Consider the following 23,330-nt stretch of genomic DNA (forward strand, 5'->3'; position numbering starts at 1 on the left):
GGAGGGAACTTCATGCCAGTCAGTCGTCGTGGCCTGTTGGCCGGAACGGCAGTCGCAGGTGCAGCACTCGCCATCCCCGGTACGGCGTCCGCCGCGCCCGTCGCCGCGAGCATCGGGCGCCGGATCGGCCCGGACGACGCGCGGTACCAGGACCTCGTCACCCGCGGGCAGAACCGGCGCTTCGTCGGCAGACCCGACTACGTCCGGGTGATCCAGTCGCCGGCGGACGCCGTCGCGGCGGTGCAGGACGCGGTCCGCGGCGGCAAGCGGATAGCGGTCCGCGGCGGCGGGCACTGCTTCGAGGACTTCGTGGACAGCAGCGACGTCGAGGTCGTGCTGGACATGGCCGCGAACACCAAGATCAGCTGGGACCCGCAGTACCGGGCCTTCTCGATCGGGTCCGGGGCGATCCTCGAGAACGTGTACAAGGAGCTGTTCTTCGGCTGGGGCGTGACCGTGCCGGGCGGCGGCTGCCTGGGCGTCGGCGTCGGCGGGCACTTCGCCGGCGGCGGGTACGGACCGCTGTCGCGGAAGTACGGCTCGGTGGTCGACCACCTGTACGGCGTGGAGATCGTGGTCGTCGACGCCCGCGGCCGGGCGCGCGCGGTGGTGGCGACCCGCGACAACGAGCACCGCGACCTGTGGTGGGCGCACACCGGTGGCGGCGGCGGGAACTTCGGCGTCGTCGTGCGCTACCTGATGCGCTCGGCCGGATCGAACGGCCGGACCCCGGAGGAGTCGTTGCCCAAGGCACCGGCCGGATTGCTGTCCAGCGTGCTGGTGTACGACTGGTCGAAGACCACGCAGACAGACTTCCACCGCCTGGTCCGGAACTGGTTCGACTTCTTCGAGCAGCACAACACGCCCGACTCGCCGTACGCCACGCTGTACGCGCCGTTCATCCTCACGCACTACCGGGCGTCGCAGTTCCTGCTCTCCACCCAGCTCGACTCCAGCGTGCCGAACGCCGCGAAGCTGCTCGCGGACTTCACCGCGGCGATCGGCGCCGGCGTCCAGGTGCGGCCGCAGGAGATCCCCGGCGCCGGGCCGTTCCTGCATCTCACGATGGACCGGTCGATCGGCGAGACCGCCTCGCCGACCCGGAGCAAGTACAAGGCCGGGTACCTGAAGAAGGGCTACACCGACGCGCAGATCGACGCGATGTACCGCGGGCTCAACGACACGTCGTACAACGGCCCGGCCTCGTCGATCCTGCTCGTCCCGTACGGCGGCAAGGTGAACACCGTGCCGTCGAACGCGACCGCCGCCGCGCAGCGGGACGTGGTCGCGAAGATGGTGCTCGCCGCGGCCTGGGAGGAGCCGAAGCAGGACGACACGCACGTCGGCTGGGCCCGCAAGGTGTACGCCGACATCTACCGCGACACGGGCGGTGCCCCGATGCCGAACGCGACGAATGCCGGGTCGTACATCAACTACCCGGACGTCGATCTGGCGGATCCGGCGTACAACAAGTCCGGCGTACCGTGGCATGACCTGTATTACCTCGGCAACTACCCGCGGCTGCAGCAGGTCAAGGCGAAGTGGGACCCGCGGAACGTGTTCCAGCACAAGCTGTCGATTCAGCCCCCTGGATAACGGGTGGTCCAGGCCGTGAACGGCCCGTAGTCGCCGTGCAGGCGTTGCTGCTGGGTGAACTCCAGCGCGAAGTCGTCGGCGAGCTGCAGGATCGTCCCGCGGCCCTCGACGGTGAAGACGAGCTCCGCGGGGAGAGCCGTCTCACCGTGCAGGGCGCCGAGGATGTTCCCGCAGATCGCGCCGGTGGAGTCGCTGTCGCCGGAGTGCGTGACGGCCAGCGCGAGGGCGTCCAGGAACTGGTCCGGCTCCGGGTACGCGAGGGCGGCGTACATCGCGATCGCGAGCGCCTCCTCGGCGATCCAGCCGCCGCCGAGGCGCTCGACGGTGACCGGTCCGGCCGGTGCGGTCGCGGCCAGGTGGCGGGCGAGCTTCAGCGCCGTACTGGTCTCCTCATGGCCCTCGTGCTGCACCAGCAGGCTGGTCGCATTGGTGATCGCGTCGTCCAGCGTGGCGCCGTCGCAGAGCTCACGGACGATCGCGGCCAGCGTTCCCGAGGCGAGCTTGCCGGTCGGGTGACCATGCGTGTATCCGGCGGCCTCCGCGGCCTTGTCGAACACCCACTCCTTCGGGAACGCCGCCGGCAGCAGCCCGAACGGCGCGACCCGCATCACGCCGCCGCACCCCTTCGAGTCGTTGACGGCCTGGCCGCCGTACTGCGGGATCCGCGGACCGCCCTTGCGTGCCTCGGTCAGCGCGGTCAGGCAGGTATTACCCGGCGCCCGGCGCGCGTACAGCCACTGCTCGCCCTGCAGCCAGCCGGTGCCTTCACCTCTCGGTCCCGGCAGCGTCTGCGTGTCCAGCCAGCGGTCGTACGCGCCATGGACGACGCCGACGGTGAAGCCGAGCCCGCGGTCGGTCCGCACGCCCGCGCGGATCAGCCCCTCGACCGTGAACAGCGTCATCTGCGTGTCGTCGGTGATCGTCCCCGGGGGCCACCCCGGACCGCCGTCCACGTAGCCCCGCACCCCGTCCGGGTACTTCGCCACGATCGCCCGGCCGTCCTGGAACTCGACCGGCCCGCCGAGCGCGTCCCCGATCGCCCCACCCAGCAGACACCCACGCACCCGGGCCCGCCACGCCTCTTCTTCCTGCCGCGTCATGCCAGGACCCTATCGATGGTGGTGCCAGCGCTACCCCCAAGACGGGATCTGAGGCCAGTTCGTGCGGAGCCTGTTCCTTCTAGTGTCGTTGTTACAAGCAACCGATCGTTGAGAAGGAGCAGACGATGACCCCCGCAATCCGTCGTACCGCCGGGCGCCTGGCCGTGGCGGCGCTCGCCACGACAGCTCTCACCGGTGCCGCGATCGCCGGTGGTCAGGCAGCCAGCGCCAGCACCTCGTGCAAGGCGTCCCCGATCGTCAAGACCTTCAACGCCGTCCTCGCGGTGCGCACCGGCTCGACCGAGGACAGCAACGCCTGCCGCTGAGACCGCTGTCCGGCAGTTGGGTGCGGCGTGAAAGAATCGGGGCATGCTGCGCTGGCTCACCGCCGGCGAGTCGCACGGACAAGCGCTCGTCGCCGTACTCGAAGGTCTTCCCGCAGGCGTTGAGGTCACCACGGACGACGTGGCCGACGCCCTGGCTCGTCGTCGGCTCGGCTACGGCCGCGGCGCCCGGATGAAGTTCGAGCGGGACGAGGTGACGTTCCTCGGCGGGGTCCGGCACGGGCTGAGCCTCGGCAGCCCGGTCGCGATCCAGGTCGGCAACACCGAGTGGCCCAAGTGGGAGCAGGTGATGAGCGCCGATCCGGTGGACAGCGAGACGCTGGCCGGGCTCGCGCGGAACGCCCCGCTGACCCGCCCGCGGCCCGGTCACGCCGACCTGGCCGGCATGCAGAAGTACGGGTTCGACGAGGCCCGCCCGGTGCTCGAGCGGGCCAGCGCCCGGGAGACCGCGGCCCGGGTCGCGCTCGGCGAGGTCGCCGCCCGGTTTCTCCGGCAGGCGTACGGCGTGACGATCGTCAGCCACGTCGTCGAGCTCGGCACGGTCAAGGCGCCGTACGGCGTGATCCCGGCGTACGGCGACGTCGCCCGCCTGGACGCGGACCCGGTGCGCTGCCTGGACCCGGACGCGAGCAAGCAGATGGTCGCCGAGATCGATGCCGCGCAGAAGGCCGGCGACACCCTCGGCGGTGTGGTCGAGGTGGTCGTCGACGGTCTGCCGCCGGGTCTCGGCAGCTACGTGCACTGGGACCGCCGACTGGACTCCAAGCTGGCCGGTGCGCTGATGGGCATCCAGGCGATCAAGGGCGTCGAGCTCGGCGACGGGTTCGAGCTGGCCCGGACGCCGGGCTCCAAGGCGCACGACGAGATCGTCGCCGAGGACGGTGCGGTACGCCGTACCAGCGGCCGCTCGGGTGGTACCGAGGGCGGCATGAGCACCGGTGAGACGCTCCGGGTGCGGGCCGCGATGAAGCCGATCGCGACCGTGCCGCGGGCGCTCCGGACGATCGACACCGCGACCGGCGAGGCCGCGTCCGCACACCATCAGCGCTCGGACGTCTGCGCCGTACCGGCGGCCGGGATCGTCGCCGAGGCGATGGTCGCGCTGGTGCTGGCGGACGTGTCGCTGGAGAAGTTCGGCGGCGACTCGGTCGGGGAGACCGCGCGCAACCACCGGTCGTACCTGGCTCAGCTGCCGACGACCATCACGCCGCGGGAGTGGGAGTGAGCCCCGTCGTCGTCCTGGTCGGCCCGCCCGGATCCGGGAAGTCGACGATCGCCGCGCTGCTGTCGACGCGGCTCGGCGTCCCGCACCGCGACACCGACGCCGACATCGAGGCGACGGCCGGCAAGCCGATCTCGGACATCTTCGTCGACGAGGGCGAACCGCACTTCCGCGCGCTCGAACGGGCCGCGATCGTGGCCGCGCTGCAGAGCGCGGGGGAGGTGCTGTCGCTCGGCGGCGGCGCGATCCTGGACCCCGACACCCGCGCCGACCTGGCCGGCCACACCGTCGTCTTCCTCGACGTCAGCCTGCCCGAGGCCACCAAGCGCGTCGGCCTCAGCGTCGCCCGCCCACTCCTCCTCGGCAACGTCCGCACCCAACTCCGCAACCTGATGGAAGCCCGCCGCCCCCTGTACACCGAAGTCGCCAAACTGACCGTCCTCACCGACAACAAGACCCCCGACGAAATCGCCGACGAGATCCAGGAGCACCTCGGATGAGGATCCGGGTCGCGGCCGCGGCGCCGTACGACGTTGTGATTGGCAATAACCTGTTGGGGGAGTTGCCGGGGCTGCTGGGTGAGGGTGTGCAGCGGGTGGCTGTGGTTCACCCGCGGGCGTTGCGGGAGACGGGGGACGCGATCCGGGACGACCTGACCGCGTCCGGGTTCACCGCGCACGCGATCGAGATCCCCGACGCGGAGGAGGCCAAGACCGCCGAGGTGCTGGCGTACTGCTGGTCGGTGCTCGGGCAGGCCGGGTTCACCCGCTCGGACGCGATCGTCAGCGTCGGCGGCGGGACCACCACCGACCTGGCCGGATTCGTCGCGGCGACCTGGCTGCGCGGGGTGAAGGTCGTCCACATCCCGACCACCCTGCTCGGCATGGTCGACGCCGCGGTCGGTGGGAAGACCGGCATCAACACCGCCGAGGGCAAGAACCTGGTCGGCGCGTTCTGGGAGCCGGCCGGCGTACTGTGCGACCTGGCCGCGCTCGAGAGCCTGCCGAAGAACGACTACGTCAGCGGCCTCGCCGAGGTCGTGAAGTGCGGCTTCATCGCCGACCCGGTGATCCTCGACCTGGTCGAGAAGGACCCGGCCGCCGTCACCAGCCCGTCGTACGCCGCGACCGCCGAGCTGATCGCCCGCTCGATCCAGGTGAAGGCCGACACCGTCGGCGCCGACCTGCGCGAGCGGACCACCACCGCGGGCGGCCCGATCGGCCGCGAGGCCCTCAACTACGGCCACACCCTCGGCCACGCGATCGAGCGGGTCGAACGGTACAAGTGGCGGCACGGCGCCGCGATCAGCATCGGCATGGTCTTCGTCGCCGAACTCGCCCGCGCCGCCGGCCGCCTCGACGACGCCACCGCCGACCGCCACCGCGCCGTACTCGAGTCCCTCGGCCTCCCGGTCAGCTACCGCCCCGACGCCTGGCCGCACCTCCAGGACGCCATGAAACTCGACAAGAAAACCCGCGCCGACCGCCTCCGCTTCGTCATCCTCGACGCCCTCGCCAAACCCACCATCCTCGAGGCCCCCGACCCCAGCCTCCTGATCGCGGCGTACGGCGAGATCAGCTAGCCGAGGCCGTCCTTCGCACCGGACGCCAAGGTGTGGTCAGCGGAGCTCGGGGGGTACGTCCTCGTGGTGGAGGATGTCGAGCCGGGACACGGCGCGGGTCAGTACTACGTAGAGCCGGTGCAGGCCGCGGGGTTCGGCGGTGATGATCTCGGTGGGTTCGATCGCGATCACGTGGTCGTACTCCAGGCCCTTCGCCAGCGTCGCCGGTACCGCCGCCACCCGGCCGTCGCCGTCCGCGGCTGTTACCTCGACCCCGGCTGCCTTCAGCGCATCGGTGAGGGCAGGGAGTCGGTGGTCGGCGGCGATCACCCCGATCGAACCCTCGCGCTCGAGGGCCAGTCGTACGGCGGTCACGCAGCCGGCGGCGAGGTCGTGGACCTGGGTGATTCTCAGCTCGCCGTCCGAACGGAACGACGTCGTCGGCGGGACCTCGACCCGCAGCGAGGGCAGCAGCCGGTTCGCCAGCTCGACCACGGTGGCCGGCACGCGATACCCGGTGCTCAGGGCAACGATCTCGGCGGTCGGCTTGCCGAGGTGGGTGAGTTGTGAGCGCCAGTCCGGCGCGGCCCACGGGGTCGTGCCTTGGGCGAGGTCGCCGAGCACCGTGATCGAGTTGTGGTCGCTGCGCCGCGCGATCGCCCGGCATTGCATGGGGGAGAGGTCCTGCGCCTCGTCGACGATCACATGCCCGTACGTCGGCCCGCGCTCCAGCAGCGCACCGAGTTCGTCGAACAGCACGGCGTCCGCCGCCGTCCACCGCGCGGTCTTCGCCTTCCGCGGTCGCGGCCACGCGATCGCCGCCCGCTCCTGAGGCGTGAGCGCTGTCGCCGCGCGCGGATCGCTCAGCAAGGAGGCGAGCACCTCGTCGGCCTTGAGCAGCGGCCACACGGTCTCGACGTACGGCGTGACGGCGCGCGCCATCCGCCGCAGCCACACTCCGTTGCAGTTCTGCCCGCGGGCTTCGGCCTGTCGCTGCAGTGCGGCGACGATCCGCGCGATCACCCGTTCGCGACCGGTGAGGTACGTCGTCGCGTCGGCCCGCGTCTCCGCGACCATCGCCGCGAACTCGTGCTGGTTCACCCGCCACTTGTACGACTCGTCGGCGACGACGACGGCCTGCTCCGGCTGCCCGATCCGCCCGTACACGACGTCCCGCAGTACGTCGGCCATCCGGACGTCGTGTTTGACCGCCGCCGCGGCCGGATCGTCGGTCGCACGCACCTCGCGGTCGAGCAGTCGCTCGATCGTGGTCTGCTCGACGTCGACCTCGCCGAGCGTCGGGAGGACCGCGGAGATGTAGTGCAGGAACGCCTGGTTCGGGCCGAGGACCAGTACGCCGTTCCGCCGCAGACGCGAGCGGTGCGCGTACAGCAGGTAGGCCGCGCGGTGCAGCCCGACCGCCGTCTTGCCGGTCCCTGGTGCACCCTGGATGCAGACCGAGACGTCGAGGTCCGTCCGGACCAGGGTGTCCTGTTCGGGCTGGATGGTCGCCACGATGTCGCGCATCGGGCCGACGCGGGCGCGCTCGATCTCCCGCCGGACCAGGTCGCTCGCGCCGGACGGCGCGCCGTTGCGCAGGTGCTCGTCCTCGAAGCTGGTCAGCACGTTCGCCGACCAGCCGAAGCGGCGCCGGGTGCCGATCCCGCGCGGGGCCGCGGCGGACGCCTGGTAGAACGCGGCCGACACCGGCGCGCGCCAGTCGATCACCATCGGCGGGCGGCCGATCGCGTCCGAGATGTGCCGGCGGCCGAGGTAGTAGGTCTGCCCGGTGTGCTCGCCGGCGTCGGGGCCGTAGCAGATCACGCCGAAGAACGGCGGGTTGTCGCCCTCCTCACCGATGTCCCGGGCCAGGGTCTTCAGGTAGTACCCGAGCCGCTCGGCCGTGTACCGGTCGCCCCAGGTGTGCTCGCCGACGGCGACGTTCTCCCGGGCGCCCGCGACCATCCGGCGCAGTGCGCCGCGGCAGTGGCCGGCGTACGCACGCTCCTCGTCGAGGTCTCGCATCGGGGCTCCTCAAAACCTTGACCGAGTTAATCTTTTGCCTAGGTTAACATAGTGCCATGGCCGGACTTCGTGAGCGGAAGAAGCAGCAGACGCACGACGCCCTGTCGGAGGCGGCGATCGCGCTGTTCGTCGAGCACGGCTTCGATTCGGTGCCGGTCGCCGACATCGCGGCCGCGGCCGAGGTCTCGAAGCCGACGCTGTTCAAGTACTTCCCGAGCAAGGAAGACCTGGTCATGCACCGGATCGAGGACCACCGGCGGGAGGCGGCCCGGGTGGTCGTGGAGTCGGCGGAGCCGCCGGTCGCGGCGCTGCGGTCGTACTTCCTCACCGGCCTCGCCGGCCACGAGCCGACCACGGGGCTGAACGACCTTCCCCAGGTCGTTGCCTACTACAACCTCGTCTTCGGTACGCCGGCCCTTGCGACCAGGCTGCGCGAGTTCATGGACGACGACGAGCGCGCCCTCGCCGAAGCGCTGGGCGGTGACCTGGCCGCGGAGCTGCTGGCCGCGCAGCTGCTCTCGACCCGCCGCATCCTCGCGTACCGCAACTGGTCGGCGATCTCGCGGGGCCAGTCCGCCACCGCCCGCTACCCGACCGCGGTCACCGAGGCCGAGCAGGCATTCGACCGACTAGGGTGATGGCGTGAGCAAGCGAGTACTGGTACTGAACGGGCCGAACCTCGGGCGGCTGGGATCGCGGGAGCCGGAGAAGTACGGGACGACGACGTTCGCCGAGCTGACCGACGTGTGCGCGAAGACGGGGGCCGAGCTGGGCTTCGAGGTCGACGTCCGGCAGACCGACGACGAGGCCGAGCTGGTCGGCTGGCTGCACGAGGCCGCCGACGACCGGACCCCCGTCGTACTGAACCCGGCCGCCTTCACGCACTACTCGTACGCGCTGCGGGACGCGATCGCGCAGCGGACCGCGCCGCTGATCGAGATCCACCTGACGAACCCGGCCACCCGCGAGGAGTTCCGGCACACCAGCGTCGTCGCCGGGGTGGCGACCGGGACCATCGCCGGCTTCGGTCTCGACTCGTACCGGCTCGCACTCCGCGCACTGACCACCCTGGATTCGTAACCAACGTGCCTCATCGGGCATCAGGGTGAGTGTGGGTATCACTCTGCGACGCGATGGGGGACGAGGATGACGATTCCGGTCTGGGTGCGGACGCTCGACCCATTGTCGCGGTTCGGCCTGGTGCACGCGTTGGAGTGCAGCCCGGAGCTCTCGCTGACCGACGAGCCCGGTCCGGACGTGGTCGCATTGATCGCCGTCGACGCGCTCGACGCGGTCGCGGTGCAGGTACTGCGGGACGCGACGGAGCGCGGGTGCCGCCGGATCGTTGTGATCGGCAGCTCGATCGACGACGACGCGCTGATGACCGCGGTGCAGCTGGGCGTGTCCGGCGTACTGCGCCGTACCGACGCCACCGCGGACCGGATCGTGCACCTGGTGCAGGCCGCCGCCGCGGGTGACGGCAGCCTGCCGACGCATCTGCCTTCCCGTCTGCTCGGGCAGAGCCAGCGCGTCAGCAGACTGCCGAACGCGGGACTCTCCGACCGCGAGACACAGGTACTGCGACTTGTTGCTGACGGCAAGGATACGCAGGAGATCGCCCGCGAGCTCTCCTACTCAGAGCGCACGGTCAAGAACGTCCTGCACGCCGTCACCAGCCGCCTCCAACTCCGGAACCGCTCGCACGCCGTCGCGTACGCCCTCCGCCAGGGCCTGATCTAGTACCCAACCGTGAAGCGCTGCCGTACGTGCTGCGCCCGCTCCGCCTCGTCGACCAGCGCGACGGCGAAGTCCTCCAGCGAGATGCTCGAGCCGACGAGGTGGTCGTAGCCCGTCCGGTAGCGCCCGGTGCGCTCGCCCGGCTCCAGCAGGGCCGGCGGGCTCATGTAGGTCCAGTCCAGCCCGTCGGCCGCGCGCACCAGCTCGTACTGGGCCGCACACGCGCGGGCGATCGGCAGCAGCTCAGCCGGGAAGTCGGGCGCGTCCATCAGCGGCACCTCCTGTCCCGGCACCAGCAGGCTCGCAGCGCCGCCGACGAGGATCAGCCGCACGCCCGTCGCCTGCAGGCCGAGCAACAGCGCCTTGGCGGCGTCGACCAGTTCGCCTTCCTGACCGTCGCGCGGGCGGGTCGCACTGATCACCACGTCGTACCCGGCACTCAACCGCGCGACGTCGTCGGGGTTCGACGCGTCGCCACGCAGGTACGTAGAACCGGATCGCCCAACGCCGTCGACGTGATGCCCGCGGGCGGTGGCTTCTTGGACGACTCGGCTGCCGACGGCACCGGATGCGCCCCACACCAGGATCCTCATCCGACGAGTACCCGCGGCTTCTCGGCAGCGGCAGGCGTACGACGGATCTGCGCGCCGACGAGCGCTGCCAGCACAATGAGGCCGCCAAGCGCCTGTAGCGCAGTCAGGTGCTGGTTGAGAACCAGCCAGCCCAGTGTGGTGGCTACCACCGGGCTGAGCAGACCCAGGAACGTGACCTCGGTAGGAGCGAGTTCTCGGAGCCCCCGGAACCACAGGGCATACGCAACAGCTGAGCCGAACAGTGCGAGGTACGCATAGCCCGCAACGTTCCGCAGGGTGAAGTCAGGTAGCGATCCTTCGACCAGGAACGTGATCGGGAGCAGTACGAGCCCACCAGCGACCAACTGCCAACCAGTAGTGGCCAGTAGGGGAGCAGGTGACGTCCAACGCTTGCTGAGTACGACGCCGAACGCCATCACGACCGCCCCGCCGACAGCGGCCAGCACGCCCCACGCGTCGAGCCGTGCGCTGGCCCGCAGTACCAGCAGGCCGACGCCGAAGATGCCGGCTATCGCTGTGAGCACAGTGTGGAGAGACAGGCGTTGCCGTAGCAGTGCTGCGGACAGTAGGGCGACCAGCAGCGGCTGGATGGCGCCGACAGTTGCAGCGACGCCACCAGGCAGCCGGTAGGCGCCGACGAAGAGCAGGGCGTTGAAGGCGCCGATGTTGAGCGTGCCGAGGACCAGTGAGCGCCACCACCAGCTGCCGCGCGGCAGGACGCGGGTGATCGCGACCAGCAGCAGTCCGGCCGGCAATGCGCGCAACAACGCGGCCAGCAGCGGGCGGTGCGGCGGGAGCAGCTCGGTGGTGACCAGGTACGTCGTACCCCAGAACATCGGCGCGATCGCCGTGAACAGCAGGAGGGTGGTTCGTCGATTCCTTAGCACTAAGATAAAATATCTCAGCACTAAGATAATCTCAAGTCTCTCACCGCTAAGCTGAGTGGATGGCAGATCATGTCGACCTGGTGCTCGAGCAGTGGCGCGCGCGGCGGCCCGACCTGGACGCGTCGCCGATGGGGATCATCGGCCGGATGAGCCGGCTCGGTGCGCTGTTCGACGCCGAGCTCCGGCGGAACTTCGCCAAGCACGACCTGGACCGCGCGTCCTTCGACGTACTGGCGACCCTGCGCCGCAGCAACCCCGAGCACAGCCTGACCCCGGCCGGACTGATGCACTCGTCGATGGTCACGTCCGGCGCGATCAGCCAGCGGCTCGACCGGCTGGAGGCTCGCGGCCTGGTCACGCGGGCGCCCAGTGAGACCGACCGCCGCGGGGTCCAGGTGACGCTGACGCCGGAGGGGCTCGAGCTGATCGACAAGGTGCTGCCGACCCACGTCGACACCGAGACGCAGCTGCTCACCGGCCTGTCGAAGGCCGAGCGGGATCAGCTGGCGGGGCTGCTGCGGACGCTGCTGGAATCGCTCGGGGACAAGCGCGACTGATCATGACCGGCGCCGGCGCGGACTCGTTGCGGACGGCCCTCGTCCGGCACCTGACCGCGGCCGGCACGATCCACGACGCACGGATCGCCGAGGCGTTCCGGGCGGTACCGCGGCACCTGTTCGTCCCGCATGTCCCGTTGGAGGTCGCGTACGCCGACGACGTCGTACCGATGAAGCAGGACCGGACCGGGGTGCTGACGAGCTCCGTGTCGCAGCCGAGCATCATGGCGCTGATGCTGCAGCAGGCCGCGATCCGGCCGGGGGACCGGGTGCTGGAGATCGGGTCCGGCGGCTACAACGCCGCGCTGCTGCGGGAGCTGGCCGGGCCGGCCGGCGCGGTGACCACGGTCGACATCGACGCGGACGTGACCCGGCGGGCGCGGGCGTTCCTGGACCAGGCCGGGTACGGCGATGTCGCCGTCGTACAGGCCGACGGCGAGTTCGGGGATCCCGCGCGGGCGCCGTACGACCGGATCGTGGTGACCGTGACCGCGTGGGAGGTCGCGCCCGCGTGGGTGCGGCAGCTCCGGCCGGGCGGGCGCGTCGTCGTACCGCTGCGGGTCCGCGGGCAGACGCGGTCGGTCGCGTTCGACCTGGTGGAGGAGCACCTGGAGAGCAGGTCGACGACGATGTGCGGGTTCGTCAGCATGCAGGGTGCGGGGGCGCACTACGAGCGATACGAGTACGGGCTGATGTACGACGAGGACCAGGAGGGCGAGCCGCATCCCGACGTACTGGAGCTGCGACGGGAGTGCGAGTGGTCAGGGCTGCAGGTGCATCGTGAGGAGCCGTTGCTGGACCTGTATCTCTGGCTGGCGTGCAAGTTGCCCGGATACTGCGTGCTGGACAGCGAGGGCGTGCCGGCTGTCGCAACGGCAGACAGCCTGGCCTACGTGTCGAGGCGGCCCGGGCGGGACAAGTCGCACGTCGAGCTGGGGTGCAGTGCGCATGGACCGGAGGCGCATGTGTTGATCGACCGGGTGCTCGGGCAGCTGCGTTCGTGGGAGGGGCAGCGCCCGATGTTCCAGGTGCATGCGATGGGGGCCGAGTTGCCGCCGGGGTTCCACATTGCCCGGCGGCACAGCTACATCACTGTGCAGTGGGAGGCGTAGGCCGCGGCGGGTTGGCGACGGTCTGCCAGAGCTCGTCGATGTCGGAGCGGTCGTCGGGTTCGGGGGTGTCCACCCAGCCGCTGGCCCAGACGTTCTCGTCGCGGTCGTCGAGGTTGAAGATCGACTCCGCGAAGGCCGCCGAACCGACGTACCGGCCGTCGTCCTCGTCGGGTTCGTCCGCCTTCTCCGGTGTGGCTGAGGTTTGCGGGGTGACGAGGGAGCGGGCGTACTGCTGGGCTTCGAGGAGGCCGAGCTCGCGTTCCTCGCTGAGCAGCCGGACGGCGCCGACCTCGTTGCCGGCGTTCATCAGCGCGCGCACCCGGGTGTCCAGGTCCTGCTTGGTGGCGGGCAGGTGGTTCTGCGGTGGCCGGTGTGCGGGCGGCTGGTAGGGGCCGGGGTTGTACTGCATGGGGTACTGCGCCGGCTGGAACTGTCCGGGCGCTTGGTACGGCGCGACCGGCTGACCCGGGGGAGCCCACTCGCCCGGGCGGGCCGGCTGGCGGCCGTTCTGCAGGAGCTGCTGGAGGACGGCCGCGGCCTGCTGGCTGCCCTGCGGATTCCCGGCCTGCACCGGGAACGAGGGCTGGCCGGGCTGGGCCGGAGCTGCCGGCGGTGGTCCGCCCGGTCCGGCGGCCTGGGTGAACTGCCCCTGGAACTGGATCGGCTGGTTCCCGCCCTGCTGTGCCTGGATCTTCTGCACCAGTGCCTGCACGCGTGCGGCCTGCTTGGCGTTGTTCTTGGGGTTGTTGCCGCGGTTGGACTGCTGCCGTGCCTTGGTGATCAGGCTCAGCACGATCATCACCACGACGAAGATCACGAACTGCGTCATCGCCCGGCCTCCTGCCCGTCGCGCGGTCTGGACTGCCAGCCTAAGCCAACCCCAGGTCCGCCGAATCGGAGGAAACCCGGTGTGACCGCTACAATCCGGTGTTACCGCTGATCGATTTCGAAGGGCATACCCGCGTGGCAACGACGAACGACCTCAAGAACGGCATGGTGCTCGACCTGGACGGGCAGCTGTGGTCCGTCGTCTGGTTCCAGCATCACAAGCCGGGCAAGGGCGGTGCCATCGTCCGGACCAAGTTGAAGAACGTGCTGTCCGGCAAGGTGGTGGACAAGACCTTCAACGCCGACGTGAAGGTCGACGTGGCCACGGTCGACAAGCGTGACATGACCTACCTGTACAACGACGGGTCGGCGTACGTGTTCATGGACAAGTCGACGTACGACCAGATCCAGCTGCAGCCGGACGTGGTCGGCGACGCCGTGCACTTCCTGCTGGAGAACCAGGACGCGATCGTCGCCGTGCACGACGACCTCCCGCTGTACGTCGAGCTGCCGGCCTCGGTCGAGCTGCTCGTCGAGTACACCGAGCCCGGCCTGCAGGGCGACCGGTCCAGCGGCGGCACCAAGCCGGCGCGGCTGGAGACCGGGTACGACATCCAGGTGCCGCTGTTCCTGACCACCGGCGAGAAGGTCAAGGTGGACACCCGGACCGGGGACTACCTCGGCCGCGTCAACTCCTGACGACCGAAAGCTGACAACAGCACATGTCTGCCCGTAGCAAGGCCCGCAAGCGCGCACTGGACGTGCTGTTCGAGTCCGAGGTCAGGGGGCTGCCGGTCGGCGGCACCCTGGCCGACCGGGTGGCGGACAACGACCCGCCGGTGAACGAGTTCACCGTGGCGCTGGTCGAGGGAGTGGCGAAGCACATCGAGCAGATCGACGAACTGCTCGAGACGCATTCGGTGGGCTGGTCGCTGGACCGGATGCCGGCCGTGGACCGCAACATCCTCCGGATCGGTGCCTACGAGCTGCTGTACGACGACCAGGTCCCTGACGTGGTCGCGGTGAGCGAGGCGGTGGCGCTGGCGCGGGACCTGTCGACCGACGAGTCCCCGGCGTTCGTGAACGGGCTGCTGGCGAGACTGCTGCAGCTGAAGCCGACACTGGGTCTCTGAGACCCCGAGGGGGCGAGTCCCTCTCTCTTGCTGGTGCTACCTGGCCCGGTGACCGTCTCGGTACGGTCCCGGGCCGCTCTGTGCGGGTACTGCGGTGCGATGAGATGGTGCAGGTGGAGAAGGCGGGCGGCCGCGGGCCAGCTGCTACAAGCCCCGACCGTCAAGTGCCTTCACCTGGTGATCAGGCGCCGGCTGCCTCGGACGACTCCTCGACGTCACCCTTCGCCTCGGGGTTCAGGACACCCCAGGAGATGAAGCGCTCGGTCAGCGTCGTCGGCGACTCGTCGTAGATCACCGCGAGCGTGCGCATGTCGTCCTGACGGATCGACAGCACCTTTCCGTTGTAGTCCCCACGCTGAGCCTGGATCGTGGCCGCGTACCGCGTCAGCGGACCGGCCTCGCTCGCGTCGAGGTGTTGCAGAGCCTCCAGGTCGAGGATCAACCGGGGCGGAGCGGCAGCCGCAGCGGCCGCGCTGGCGTTTCCAGGCAGCAGTTCACGGATCGGTACGCCGTAGAAATCGGCGAGTTCCGCGAGCTTCTGGACCGTGACGGCCCGATCGCCGCGCTCGTACGAGCCGACGACGACCGCCTTCCAGCGACCCTTGGACTTCTCTTCCACACCATGCAGCGACAGCCCTTGCTGCTGGCGGATGGCGCGTAACTTGCCACCCAGTGTCTTCGCGTATTCGCTAGGCACGCTGGTTCTTCCCTCCAACTAGTTTCGTTCGGTCCGGCCTGCCGGAACGGGCCGGGTCTTGAAACCCCCCTCGATTACACAGAGTAACAATATTCCGGAGCGTAGGCCAGCGTCAAGACGGCGTGTCACTTCGGTTACCATGTCAAGCGGTCCGAACGTCCTTTAAAGACCTGTCCAGAGAGGCAGGAAAGGAGGAACGGTAGCGATGAGCCCTGCCCAGAGCGCAGAGCACCCCGAGATCACGCAGCCGCCGAATCGCAGCAGCCGCGAGGTCCTCGACGCTTCCGACATTTCCCGGGCACTGACCCGGATCGCCCACGAGATCCTCGAGCGGAACCGCGGCGCCGACCCGGTCGTCCTGCTCGGCATCCCCACCCGCGGCGTACCGCTGGCACAGCGGGTTTCCGCCCGGATTCAGGCGGTGGAGGGGCAGAGCGTGCCCACAGGGTCACTCGACGTGACCATGTACCGCGACGACATCGGCCTCAAACCTCCCCGTGGCCTCGAGCACACCGACATCCCGGCGGACGGGATCGACGGCAAGGTCGTGGTGCTGGTCGACGACGTGCTGTTCTCCGGCCGGACGATCCGCGCCGCGCTCGACGCGCTCGGCGACATCGGCCGCCCGCGCGCGGTCCAGCTCGCCGTCCTGGTCGACCGTGGGCACCGCGAGCTGCCGATCCGCGCCGACTACGTGGGCAAGAACCTGCCTACGTCCCTTGTGGAACGCGTCACAGTGCACCTCACCGAGCTCGACTCCGAAGACGCCGTCCTGATCGCCGACAAGGGGGCGAAGTGAAGCATCTGCTGAGTGCCGCGGACCTGAGCCGCGACGAGGCGCAACTGATCCTCGACACCGCCGAGGAGATGCGGTCGCTGGCCGACCGCCCGATCAAGAAGCTGCCGGCGCTGCGCGGCCGGACCGTGGTGAACCTGTTCTTCGAGGACTCCACCCGGACCCGGATCTCGTTCGAGGCGGCCGCCAAGCGGCTGTCCGCGGACGTCATCAACTTCTCCGCCAAGGGCTCGAGCGTGAGCAAGGGCGAGAGCCTCAAGGACACCGCGCTGACGCTGCAGGCGATGGGCGCCGACGCGGTCGTGTGCCGGCACGGCTCGTCCGGCGCGCCGCACCTGCTGGCGAAGTCCGGCTGGATGACCGGCTCGGTCGTGAACGCCGGCGACGGCACGCACGAGCACCCGACACAGGCGCTGCTGGACGCGTTCACGATGCGCCGCCACCTCGGCTCGCTGGAGGGTCGCCGGATCACGATCGTCGGCGACGTACTGCACTCCCGGGTCGCCCGGTCGAACGTGCTGCTGCTGTCCACGCTCGGCGCCGAGGTGACCGTGGTCTCGCCGCCGACGCTGCTGCCGGTCGACATGAGCAACTGGCCGTGCGCCACGTCGTACGACTTCGACTCGGTGCTGCCGAAGAGCGACGCGGTGATGATGCTGCGGGTGCAGCGCGAGCGGATGAACGACGCGTTCTTCCCGAGCGCCCGCGAGTACAGCCGCCGGTACGGGCTGGACCGGTACCGGATGGCGCAGCTGCCGGACGACGCGATCGTGCTGCACCCCGGCCCGATGAACCGCGGCATGGAGATCAGCGCCGAGGTCGCCGACTCCACCCGCTCGGTGATCGTCGAACAGGTCACGAACGGCGTGGCCATCCGGATGGCCGTCCTTTATCTGATGTTGTCGGGCAGTAACGAAGAGGAGCAGAAGGCATGACCGCATACCTGATCACCGGCGCGCGCATCGTGGGCGGTGAGGTGGCGGACCTGCTGATCGACAACGGTCAGATCGTTGCTGTCGGCACCGGACTGTCCAAGCCCGAGGGTGCCGCGACGATCGACGCCGACGGGTTGATCGCCCTGCCCGGGCTGGTCGACCTGCACACGCACCTGCGGGAGCCGGGCCGGGAGGACGCCGAGACGGTGTTCACCGGCACCCGGGCGGCCGCGAAGGGCGGGTTCACCGCGGTGTTCGCGATGGCCAACACCGACCCGGTCGCCGACACCGCCGGCGTCGTCGAGCAGGTCTGGCGGCTCGGCCGGGACGCCGGGTACGCCGACGTGTACCCGATCGGCGCGGTCACGGTCGGCCGCAAGGGCACCCAGCTCGCGGAGCTCGGCGCGATGGCGGACTCGGCCGCGCGGGTCCGGGTGTTCTCCGACGACGGCGACTGCGTCTGGGACGCCGCGCTGATGCGGCGCGCGCTCGAGTACGTGAAGGCGTTCGGCGGTGTGATCGCGCAGCACGCGCAGGAGCCGCGGCTGACCCAGGGCGCGCAGATGAACGAGGGTGCGCTGTCCGGCGTCCTCGGCCTGACCGGCTGGCCGAGTGTCGCCGAGGAGGCGATCATCGCCCGTGACATCCTGCTGAACGCGCACGTCGGCTCGAAGCTGCACGTCTGCCACCTGTCCACCAAGGGCTCGGTGGAGATCGTCCGCGCCGCGAAGCGCCGCGGGCTCGAGGTGACCGCCGAGGTGACGCCGCACCACCTGCTGCTCACCGAGGACCTGGCCGCCTCGTACAACCCGGTCTACAAGGTGAACCCGCCGCTGCGCACCAAGGCGGACGTCGAGGCGGTCCGCGAGGGACTGGCCGACGGCACCATCGACATCGTCGCCACCGACCACGCGCCGCACCCGGTCGAGGACAAGGACTGCGAGTGGAGCGCGGCCGCGTTCGGTATGACGGGGCTCGAGACGGCGCTCAGCGTCGTACAGCACGCGATGGTGGACACCGAGCTGCTCAGCTGGGCCGACGTCGCGGACCGGATGAGCTTCCGGCCGGCGGCGATCGGACAGGCCGCCGATCACGGGCGTCAGCTCGAGGCCGGTGCGCCCGCGAACGTGGTGCTGTACGACCCGCGCGTCGAGCAGACCGTCGTACCGGACGCCTCGGTGTCGCTGTCGCGGAACACGCCGTTCGAGGGGATGACGCTGCCGGGCAAGGTGGTCGCGACCTTCCTGCGAGGTGTACCGACCGTCCTGGACGGTGAGCTCACCCGATGAAGGCCGCACTGGGCATTCTCGGCACGCTGCTGGTGCTGGCGGCGGGCTACTTCGGGATGTACCGGGGCTGGCGGAACCGCCAGGCCCGGCAGTCCGGCCTGGCACCGTTGCCGTCGGCACCTGACGGCGAGACGCGCGGCGTCGAGGGCGTGTACGTCGCCACGACGAGCGCCGGCGACTGGATGGACCGGATCGCCGTGCACGAACTCGGGGTCCGCAGCATCGCGGACCTGGCCGTCAGCGCGGACGGCCTGATCTTCCACCGGCAGGGCGCGGCGGACGTGTTCATCCCCGTCGGCCACCTCACCGGTGTCCGGACCGACCGCGGTATCGCCGGCAAGGTGACCGCGGAGAAGTCCGGCCTGGTGGTGGTCACCTGGACCCACGACGGCCGCTCGCTGGACACGGGGTTCCGGCCCCGCCGCAAGGCCGACACCGCCGCCCTGACCGAATCCATCTCGACTCTGATCGGAGCACAATGAGTCAGCTCGCCCAGAAGCCGGCGCTGCTTGTCCTCGAGGACGGCCGGTCGTTCGCCGGCACGTCGTACGGGGCGACCGGGGAGACGTTCGGCGAGGCGGTGTTCACCACCGGGATGACCGGGTACCAGGAGACACTGACCGACCCGTCGTACCACCGGCAGATCGTCACCCAGACCGCGCCGCACATCGGCAACACCGGGATCAACGACGAGGACGACGAGTCGCAGAAGATCTGGGTCGCCGGGTACGTCGTCCGCGACCCCGCCCGGGTGCCGTCGAACTGGCGCGCCACCCGCTCGCTCGACGACCAGCTGAAGGCGCAGGACATCGTCGGGATCTCCGGGATCGACACTCGCGCGCTGACCCGGCACCTGCGCGAACGCGGCGCGATGCGGGCCGGCATCTCGACCGAGATCCTGGACGCCGGCGAGCTGCTGAAGAAGGTCCTCGAGCAGCCGCCGATGGTCGGCGCGGACCTCGCCACCGAGGTGACGACGTTCGAGCCGTACGTCGTGCCCGCCGACGGTGAGCGCCGGTTCACCGTGGTCGCGCTCGACCTCGGGATCAAGGCGATGACGCCGAAGCGGATGGCCGAGCGCGGCATCGAGGTGCACGTGCTGCCGGCCACCGCGACGCTCGAGGAGGTGCTGGCGGTGAACCCGGACGGCATCTTCATGAGCAACGGCCCGGGCGACCCGGAGACCACCGAGCACCCGACGACGCTGCTCAAGGAGCTGCTGCTGCGCGGCAAGCCGTACTTCGGGATCTGCTTCGGCAACCAGGTGTTCGGGCGGGCGCTCGGGCTCGGGACGTTCAAGCTGAAGTACGGGCACCGCGGCATCAACCAGCCGGTGCTCGACCGCGCGACCGGAAAGGTCGAGATCACCGCGCAGAACCACGGGTTCGCCGTCGACGCGCCGCTCGACTCGGTGGTGGAGACGCCGTACGGAACCGCTGAGGTGTCGCATGTTTCGCTCAACGACAACGTCGTCGAGGGCCTTCGACTGACCGGAAAAGACGGTCGTGTGCTGGCGTTCTCAGTGCAGTACCACCCGGAAGCCGCCGCTGGGCCGCACGACTCCGCATACCTGTTCGACCGGTTCGTCGAACTGATGGAAGGACGGAACTGATGCCGCGCCGTACAGACATCGATTCGGTGCTGGTGATCGGGTCCGGGCCGATCGTGATCGGCCAGGCCTGCGAGTTCGACTACTCCGGGACCCAGGCGTGCCGGGTGCTGCGCGAAGAGGGTTTCCGCGTCGTGCTCGTGAACTCGAACCCGGCCACGATCATGACCGACCCGGAGTTCGCGGACGCGACGTACGTCGAGCCGATCACGCCGGAGTTCGTCGAGAAGGTGATCGAGAAGGAGCGCCCGAACGCGCTGCTCGCCACCCTCGGCGGGCAGACCGCGCTGAACGCGGCGATCGCGCTGCACGACAACGGCGTGCTGGACAAGTACGGCGTCGAGCTGATCGGTGCGTCGGTGGACGCGATCCAGCGCGGCGAGAACCGGGAGTCGTTCAAGCACATCGTCGAGAAGCTCGGCGCCTCCGTCGCCCGCTCGGTGATCTGCCACACGCTGGACGACGTGATGGGCGCGGCGGACCAGCTCGGGTACCCGCTGGTCGTCCGGCCGTCGTTCACGATGGGCGGCGTCGGCAGCGGGATGGCGTACGACGAGGCCGACCTGCGCCGGATCGCCGGCGCCGGGCTGCACGCCTCGCCGACCACCGAGGTGCTGATCGAGGAGTCGATCCTCGGCTGGAAGGAGTACGAGCTGGAGGTGATGCGCGACAAGGCCGACAACGTCGTGATCATCTGCTCGATCGAGAACGTCGACCCGATGGGCGTGCACACCGGCGACTCGGTGACCGTGGCGCCGGCGATGACGCTGACCGACCGCGAGTACCAGGTGATGCGGGACCTCGCGATCGGCATCATCCGCGAGGTCGGCGTCGACACCGGCGGCTGCAACATCCAGTTCGCGGTGAACCCGGCCGACGGCCGGCTGATCGTGATCGAGATGAACCCGCGGGTGTCGCGGTCCTCGGCGCTGGCGTCGAAGGCGACCGGGTTCCCGATCGCGAAGATCGCGGCGAAGGTCGCGATCGGCTACACACTGGACGAGATCCCGAACGACATCACCCGGCAGACGCCGGCCAGCTTCGAGCCGACGCTGGACTACGTGGTGGTGAAGGTGCCGCGGTTCGCGTTCGAGAAGTTCCCGGCCGCGGACGCCACGCTGACCACGCACATGAAGAGCGTCGGCGAGGCGATGGCGATCGGCCGGAACTACACCGAGGCGCTGCAGAAAGCGCTGCGGTCGCTGGAGAAGCCGGAGGCCCGGTTCAGTTGGCACGGCCAGCCGTCGTCGGAGCTGGAGCCGTTGCTGGAGGCAATCAAGACGCCGCACGACGGGCGGCTGCGGACGATCATGGACGCGATCCGGGCCGGGGCGACGCCGGAGCAGATCTTCGACAACACCAAGATCGACCCGTGGTTCGTGGACCAGCTGTACCTGATCCACGAGACCGCGCTGCAGGTCGCGGCCGCGCCGCGGCTGACGCCCGAGGTGATCAAGCTCGCCAAGCGGCACGGGTTCTCGGACCTGCAGCTCGCCGAGATCCGCGGGCTGACCGAGGACGTCGTACGTGGCGTCCGGCAGGCGCTCGGGATCCGGCCGGTGTACAAGACGGTCGACACGTGCGCGGCCGAGTTCAAGGCGGAGACGCCGTACCACTACTCGTCGTACGACGAGGAGACCGAGGTCGCGCCGCGGACCGAGCCCGCTGTACTGATCCTCGGCTCGGGGCCGAACCGGATCGGGCAGGGCATCGAGTTCGACTACTCGTGTGTGCACGCGTCGATGGCGCTCCGCGAGGCCGGGTACTGCACGATCATGGTGAACTGCAACCCGGAGACGGTGTCGACCGACTACGACACGTCCGACCGGTTGTACTTCGAGCCGCTCACCTGCGAGGACGTGCTCGAGATCGTGTACGCCGAAATGCAGGCCGGGCCGGTCGCGGGCGTGATCGTCCAGCTCGGCGGGCAGACGCCGCTCGGACTGGCGCAGCGGCTCGCGGATGCCGGCGTACCGATCGTCGGGACGTCGCCGGAGGCGATCCACCTGGCGGAGGAGCGGGGTGCGTTCGGGAAGGTGCTGGCGGATGCTCAGCTGCCGGCACCGAAGCACGGTACGGCGATGTCGGCCGAGGCGGCGCACGAGGTCGCGGCGGAGATCGGGTTCCCGGTGCTCGTCCGGCCGTCGTACGTGCTCGGCGGGCGCGGGATGGAGATCGTGTACAGCGCCGCCGAGCTGACCGCGGCGCTGGACCGGCTGAGCGCCGGGTCGGGGTCGTGGGAGCACCCGGTGCTGATCGACCGGTTCCTCGACGACGCGGTCGAGATCGACGTCGACGGGCTCTTCGACGGGGACGAGTTGTTCCTCGGCGGCGTGATGGAGCACATCGAGGAGGCCGGCGTGCACTCCGGCGACTCGTCGTGCGCGCTGCCGCCGATCACGCTCGGGAACGCGGACATCGAGAACATCCGCCGGTCCACAGAGGCGATCGCGCGCGGGGTCGGCGTACGCGGGCTCCTGAACGTGCAGTACGCGCTGGCCGGCGACGTGCTGTACGTGCTGGAGGCGAACCCGCGGGCGTCGCGGACGGTGCCCTTCGTGTCGAAGGCGACCGCTACGCCGCTCGCGAAGGCGGCCGCTCGGGTGATGCTCGGTGCTTCGATCGCTTCGTTGCGCTCGGAGGGGTTGCTGCCGGCGGCTGGTGACGGGGGTACGTTGCCTGCTTCCACGCCGATCGCGGTGAAGGAGGCCGTGATGCCGTTCAACCGGTTCCGGACCATCGACGGGGCGTCGGTGGACACGGTGCTGGGGCCGGAGATGCGGTCCACCGGCGAGGTGATGGGCATCGACGACACGTTCGGTACGGCGTTCGCGAAGTCGCAGGCGGGGGCGTCGCAGCCGCTGCCGGCGGCCGGGAAGGTGTTCGTGTCGGTCGCGAACCGGGACAAGCGGCACATGATCTTCCCGGTCAAGCGGCTGGCGGATCTCGGGTTCCAGATCTACGCCACCGAGGGCACGGCGGACGTACTGCGGCGCAACGGCGTCGAGGCCGTGACGGTGCGGAAGAGCAGCCAGGGCCCGGGGCCGAACGGCGAGCCGACGATCGTCCAGATGGTGCAGGACGGCGAGCTCAACCTGATCGTCAACACCCCGATCGGCATCACCCAGGGCGGCTCGCCGCGGCTCGACGGGTACGAGATCCGCAGTGCCGCGGTCGCCCGCAACATCCCCTGCATCACCACGGTGCAGGGCCTCGCGGCCGCGGTCCAAGGCATCGAGGCCCAGCGCACCGGCGACATCGCCGTACGCTCCCTCCAGGACTGGACCCCAAGGATCCACGGTGCCTGAC

General features: G+C 70.0%; 24 protein-coding genes. 18 read left to right on the forward strand and 6 right to left on the reverse strand.

Features of this window, described 5'->3' with window-relative positions; translation table 11 throughout:
• The first annotated feature begins 12 nt into the window (after positions 1-12).
• Positions 13-1,596: an FAD-binding protein gene (locus tag ACQHIV_RS06265; RefSeq protein WP_427892498.1), complete on the forward strand. Its 1,584-nt coding sequence runs from the start codon at positions 13-15 to the stop codon at positions 1,594-1,596.
• Here the strand turns inward: ACQHIV_RS06265 and ACQHIV_RS06270 are convergent.
• Positions 1,581-2,696 carry an ADP-ribosylglycohydrolase family protein gene (locus tag ACQHIV_RS06270; protein ID WP_427892499.1) on the reverse strand — a complete coding sequence of 372 codons (1,116 nt, stop codon included), beginning with the start codon at positions 2,694-2,696 and terminating at the stop codon, positions 1,581-1,583. The genes ACQHIV_RS06265 and ACQHIV_RS06270 overlap by 16 nt on opposite strands.
• A gap of 125 nt (positions 2,697-2,821) precedes the next feature.
• Between ACQHIV_RS06270 and ACQHIV_RS06275 the strand changes: the two genes are divergently transcribed.
• The 4 genes from ACQHIV_RS06275 to aroB are packed head-to-tail and all read left to right on the forward strand — an operon-like array spanning position 2,822 to position 5,844.
• The gene (locus tag ACQHIV_RS06275; protein WP_380199148.1) at positions 2,822-3,022 is read left to right on the forward strand and encodes a hypothetical protein; all 201 of its coding nucleotides are present in this window, start codon (positions 2,822-2,824) and stop codon (positions 3,020-3,022) included.
• Between the two features lie 43 nt (positions 3,023-3,065).
• A complete protein-coding gene (gene aroC, locus ACQHIV_RS06280; protein WP_427892500.1) occupies positions 3,066-4,265 on the forward strand; it encodes a chorismate synthase in 1,200 nt (399 codons plus the stop codon).
• Positions 4,262-4,762, forward strand: coding sequence for a shikimate kinase (locus ACQHIV_RS06285; protein WP_427892501.1), 501 nt, complete (start codon positions 4,262-4,264; stop codon positions 4,760-4,762). The genes aroC and ACQHIV_RS06285 overlap by 4 nt, the downstream gene beginning before the upstream one ends.
• Entirely contained in the window at positions 4,759-5,844 is a 1,086-nt protein-coding gene (aroB, locus tag ACQHIV_RS06290; RefSeq protein WP_427892502.1) for a 3-dehydroquinate synthase, read from the forward strand. Before ACQHIV_RS06285 ends, aroB begins: the two co-directional genes overlap by 4 nt.
• A 36-nt stretch (positions 5,845-5,880) precedes the next feature.
• Here the strand turns inward: aroB and ACQHIV_RS06295 are convergent, their stop codons facing one another.
• Positions 5,881-7,848: a HelD family protein gene (locus tag ACQHIV_RS06295; protein ID WP_427892503.1), complete on the reverse strand. Its 1,968-nt coding sequence runs from the start codon at positions 7,846-7,848 to the stop codon at positions 5,881-5,883.
• A 56-nt stretch (positions 7,849-7,904) separates the two neighbouring features.
• On the opposite strand from ACQHIV_RS06295, the gene ACQHIV_RS06300 reads away from it, so the two are divergent.
• The 3 genes from ACQHIV_RS06300 (at position 7,905) to ACQHIV_RS06310 (ending at position 9,588) form a co-directional block, all read left to right on the forward strand.
• On the forward strand, positions 7,905-8,486 hold the full coding sequence (locus ACQHIV_RS06300; protein ID WP_427892504.1) for a TetR/AcrR family transcriptional regulator: 582 nt from the start codon (positions 7,905-7,907) through the stop codon (positions 8,484-8,486).
• Positions 8,487-8,490: 4 nt separating this feature from the next.
• A complete protein-coding gene (aroQ, locus tag ACQHIV_RS06305) occupies positions 8,491-8,928 on the forward strand; it encodes a type II 3-dehydroquinate dehydratase (RefSeq protein ID WP_427892505.1) in 438 nt (145 codons plus the stop codon).
• Positions 8,929-8,994: 66 nt separating this feature from the next.
• Complete coding sequence (locus tag ACQHIV_RS06310; RefSeq protein ID WP_427892506.1) at positions 8,995-9,588, forward strand: LuxR C-terminal-related transcriptional regulator; 594 nt, start codon at positions 8,995-8,997, stop codon at positions 9,586-9,588.
• On the opposite strand, the gene ACQHIV_RS06315 is transcribed toward ACQHIV_RS06310, so the two are convergent.
• A complete protein-coding gene (locus tag ACQHIV_RS06315; RefSeq protein WP_427892507.1) occupies positions 9,585-10,178 on the reverse strand; it encodes an NAD(P)-dependent oxidoreductase in 594 nt (197 codons plus the stop codon). The two genes, ACQHIV_RS06310 and ACQHIV_RS06315, sit on opposite strands and share 4 nt — an antisense overlap.
• Complete coding sequence (locus tag ACQHIV_RS06320; RefSeq protein WP_427892508.1) at positions 10,175-11,065, reverse strand: EamA family transporter; 891 nt, start codon at positions 11,063-11,065, stop codon at positions 10,175-10,177. The genes ACQHIV_RS06315 and ACQHIV_RS06320 overlap by 4 nt, the downstream gene beginning before the upstream one ends.
• 59 nt (positions 11,066-11,124) lie before the next feature.
• Here ACQHIV_RS06320 and ACQHIV_RS06325 point away from each other — a divergent pair, with 59 nt between their 5' ends.
• Both ACQHIV_RS06325 and fxlM read left to right on the forward strand, forming a co-directional pair.
• Entirely contained in the window at positions 11,125-11,622 is a 498-nt protein-coding gene (locus ACQHIV_RS06325; RefSeq protein ID WP_380199161.1) for a MarR family winged helix-turn-helix transcriptional regulator, read from the forward strand.
• 2 nt (positions 11,623-11,624) lie between these two features.
• On the forward strand, positions 11,625-12,734 hold the full coding sequence (gene fxlM, locus ACQHIV_RS06330) for a methyltransferase, FxLD system (protein ID WP_427892509.1): 1,110 nt from the start codon (positions 11,625-11,627) through the stop codon (positions 12,732-12,734).
• Here the strand turns inward: fxlM and ACQHIV_RS06335 are convergent.
• Positions 12,712-13,563 (reverse strand): hypothetical protein, encoded by an 852-nt coding sequence (locus ACQHIV_RS06335; RefSeq protein ID WP_427892510.1) that lies wholly within the window; start codon positions 13,561-13,563, stop codon positions 12,712-12,714. The genes fxlM and ACQHIV_RS06335 overlap by 23 nt on opposite strands.
• Before the next feature lie 134 nt (positions 13,564-13,697).
• On the opposite strand from ACQHIV_RS06335, the gene efp reads away from it, so the two are divergent.
• Together efp and nusB are read left to right on the forward strand one after the other, a co-directional pair.
• Positions 13,698-14,261, forward strand: a complete 564-nt coding sequence (gene efp, locus ACQHIV_RS06340) for an elongation factor P (RefSeq protein ID WP_380199164.1) — start codon at positions 13,698-13,700, stop codon at positions 14,259-14,261.
• A 23-nt stretch (positions 14,262-14,284) separates the two neighbouring features.
• Positions 14,285-14,695: a transcription antitermination factor NusB gene (gene nusB, locus ACQHIV_RS06345; RefSeq protein ID WP_427892511.1), complete on the forward strand. Its 411-nt coding sequence runs from the start codon at positions 14,285-14,287 to the stop codon at positions 14,693-14,695.
• Positions 14,696-14,876: 181 nt separating this feature from the next.
• On the opposite strand, the gene ACQHIV_RS06350 is transcribed toward nusB, so the two are convergent.
• Complete coding sequence (locus ACQHIV_RS06350; protein WP_141851350.1) at positions 14,877-15,392, reverse strand: transcriptional regulator BldD; 516 nt, start codon at positions 15,390-15,392, stop codon at positions 14,877-14,879.
• Between the two features lie 205 nt (positions 15,393-15,597).
• On the opposite strand from ACQHIV_RS06350, the gene pyrR reads away from it, so the two are divergent.
• From pyrR to carB, 6 genes are read left to right on the forward strand one after another with little or no spacing between them, the layout of a single operon-like run.
• Complete coding sequence (pyrR, locus tag ACQHIV_RS06355) at positions 15,598-16,191, forward strand: bifunctional pyr operon transcriptional regulator/uracil phosphoribosyltransferase PyrR (protein ID WP_427892512.1); 594 nt, start codon at positions 15,598-15,600, stop codon at positions 16,189-16,191.
• Positions 16,188-17,123, forward strand: a complete 936-nt coding sequence (locus ACQHIV_RS06360; RefSeq protein WP_427892513.1) for an aspartate carbamoyltransferase catalytic subunit — start codon at positions 16,188-16,190, stop codon at positions 17,121-17,123. The genes pyrR and ACQHIV_RS06360 overlap by 4 nt, the downstream gene beginning before the upstream one ends.
• On the forward strand, positions 17,120-18,412 hold the full coding sequence (locus ACQHIV_RS06365; protein WP_427892514.1) for a dihydroorotase: 1,293 nt from the start codon (positions 17,120-17,122) through the stop codon (positions 18,410-18,412). The genes ACQHIV_RS06360 and ACQHIV_RS06365 overlap by 4 nt, the downstream gene beginning before the upstream one ends.
• Positions 18,409-18,894: a hypothetical protein gene (locus ACQHIV_RS06370; protein ID WP_427892515.1), complete on the forward strand. Its 486-nt coding sequence runs from the start codon at positions 18,409-18,411 to the stop codon at positions 18,892-18,894. The genes ACQHIV_RS06365 and ACQHIV_RS06370 overlap by 4 nt, the downstream gene beginning before the upstream one ends.
• Positions 18,891-20,024: a glutamine-hydrolyzing carbamoyl-phosphate synthase small subunit gene (gene carA, locus ACQHIV_RS06375; RefSeq protein ID WP_427892516.1), complete on the forward strand. Its 1,134-nt coding sequence runs from the start codon at positions 18,891-18,893 to the stop codon at positions 20,022-20,024. The genes ACQHIV_RS06370 and carA overlap by 4 nt, the downstream gene beginning before the upstream one ends.
• On the forward strand, positions 20,024-23,329 hold the full coding sequence (carB, locus tag ACQHIV_RS06380) for a carbamoyl-phosphate synthase large subunit (protein WP_427892517.1): 3,306 nt from the start codon (positions 20,024-20,026) through the stop codon (positions 23,327-23,329). The genes carA and carB overlap by 1 nt, the downstream gene beginning before the upstream one ends.
• The last annotated feature ends 1 nt before the right edge of the window (position 23,330 follow it).

It is taken from the genome of Kribbella polygonati (assembly GCF_050320105.1).
Lineage (GTDB): Bacteria > Actinomycetota > Actinomycetes > Propionibacteriales > Kribbellaceae > Kribbella.

Excerpts from the sequence above, each read along its gene's own strand:
- ACQHIV_RS06265 (WP_427892498.1), top strand. The coding sequence starts at position 13 with ATGCCAGTCAGTCGTCGTGGCCTGTTGGCCGGAACGGCAGTCGCAGGT.
- ACQHIV_RS06270 (WP_427892499.1), bottom strand. The coding sequence starts at position 2,696 with ATGACGCGGCAGGAAGAAGAGGCGTGGCGGGCCCGGGTGCGTGGGTGT.
- ACQHIV_RS06275 (WP_380199148.1), top strand. The coding sequence starts at position 2,822 with ATGACCCCCGCAATCCGTCGTACCGCCGGGCGCCTGGCCGTGGCGGCG.
- aroC (WP_427892500.1), top strand. The coding sequence starts at position 3,066 with ATGCTGCGCTGGCTCACCGCCGGCGAGTCGCACGGACAAGCGCTCGTC.
- aroB (WP_427892502.1), top strand. The coding sequence starts at position 4,759 with ATGAGGATCCGGGTCGCGGCCGCGGCGCCGTACGACGTTGTGATTGGC.
- ACQHIV_RS06295 (WP_427892503.1), bottom strand. The coding sequence starts at position 7,848 with ATGCGAGACCTCGACGAGGAGCGTGCGTACGCCGGCCACTGCCGCGGC.
- ACQHIV_RS06300 (WP_427892504.1), top strand. The coding sequence starts at position 7,905 with ATGGCCGGACTTCGTGAGCGGAAGAAGCAGCAGACGCACGACGCCCTG.
- ACQHIV_RS06310 (WP_427892506.1), top strand. The coding sequence starts at position 8,995 with ATGACGATTCCGGTCTGGGTGCGGACGCTCGACCCATTGTCGCGGTTC.
- ACQHIV_RS06315 (WP_427892507.1), bottom strand. The coding sequence starts at position 10,178 with ATGAGGATCCTGGTGTGGGGCGCATCCGGTGCCGTCGGCAGCCGAGTC.
- ACQHIV_RS06325 (WP_380199161.1), top strand. The coding sequence starts at position 11,125 with ATGGCAGATCATGTCGACCTGGTGCTCGAGCAGTGGCGCGCGCGGCGG.
- fxlM (WP_427892509.1), top strand. The coding sequence starts at position 11,625 with ATGACCGGCGCCGGCGCGGACTCGTTGCGGACGGCCCTCGTCCGGCAC.
- ACQHIV_RS06335 (WP_427892510.1), bottom strand. The coding sequence starts at position 13,563 with ATGACGCAGTTCGTGATCTTCGTCGTGGTGATGATCGTGCTGAGCCTG.
- nusB (WP_427892511.1), top strand. The coding sequence starts at position 14,285 with ATGTCTGCCCGTAGCAAGGCCCGCAAGCGCGCACTGGACGTGCTGTTC.
- pyrR (WP_427892512.1), top strand. The coding sequence starts at position 15,598 with ATGAGCCCTGCCCAGAGCGCAGAGCACCCCGAGATCACGCAGCCGCCG.
- ACQHIV_RS06365 (WP_427892514.1), top strand. The coding sequence starts at position 17,120 with ATGACCGCATACCTGATCACCGGCGCGCGCATCGTGGGCGGTGAGGTG.
- ACQHIV_RS06370 (WP_427892515.1), top strand. The coding sequence starts at position 18,409 with ATGAAGGCCGCACTGGGCATTCTCGGCACGCTGCTGGTGCTGGCGGCG.
- carA (WP_427892516.1), top strand. The coding sequence starts at position 18,891 with ATGAGTCAGCTCGCCCAGAAGCCGGCGCTGCTTGTCCTCGAGGACGGC.
- carB (WP_427892517.1), top strand. The coding sequence starts at position 20,024 with ATGCCGCGCCGTACAGACATCGATTCGGTGCTGGTGATCGGGTCCGGG.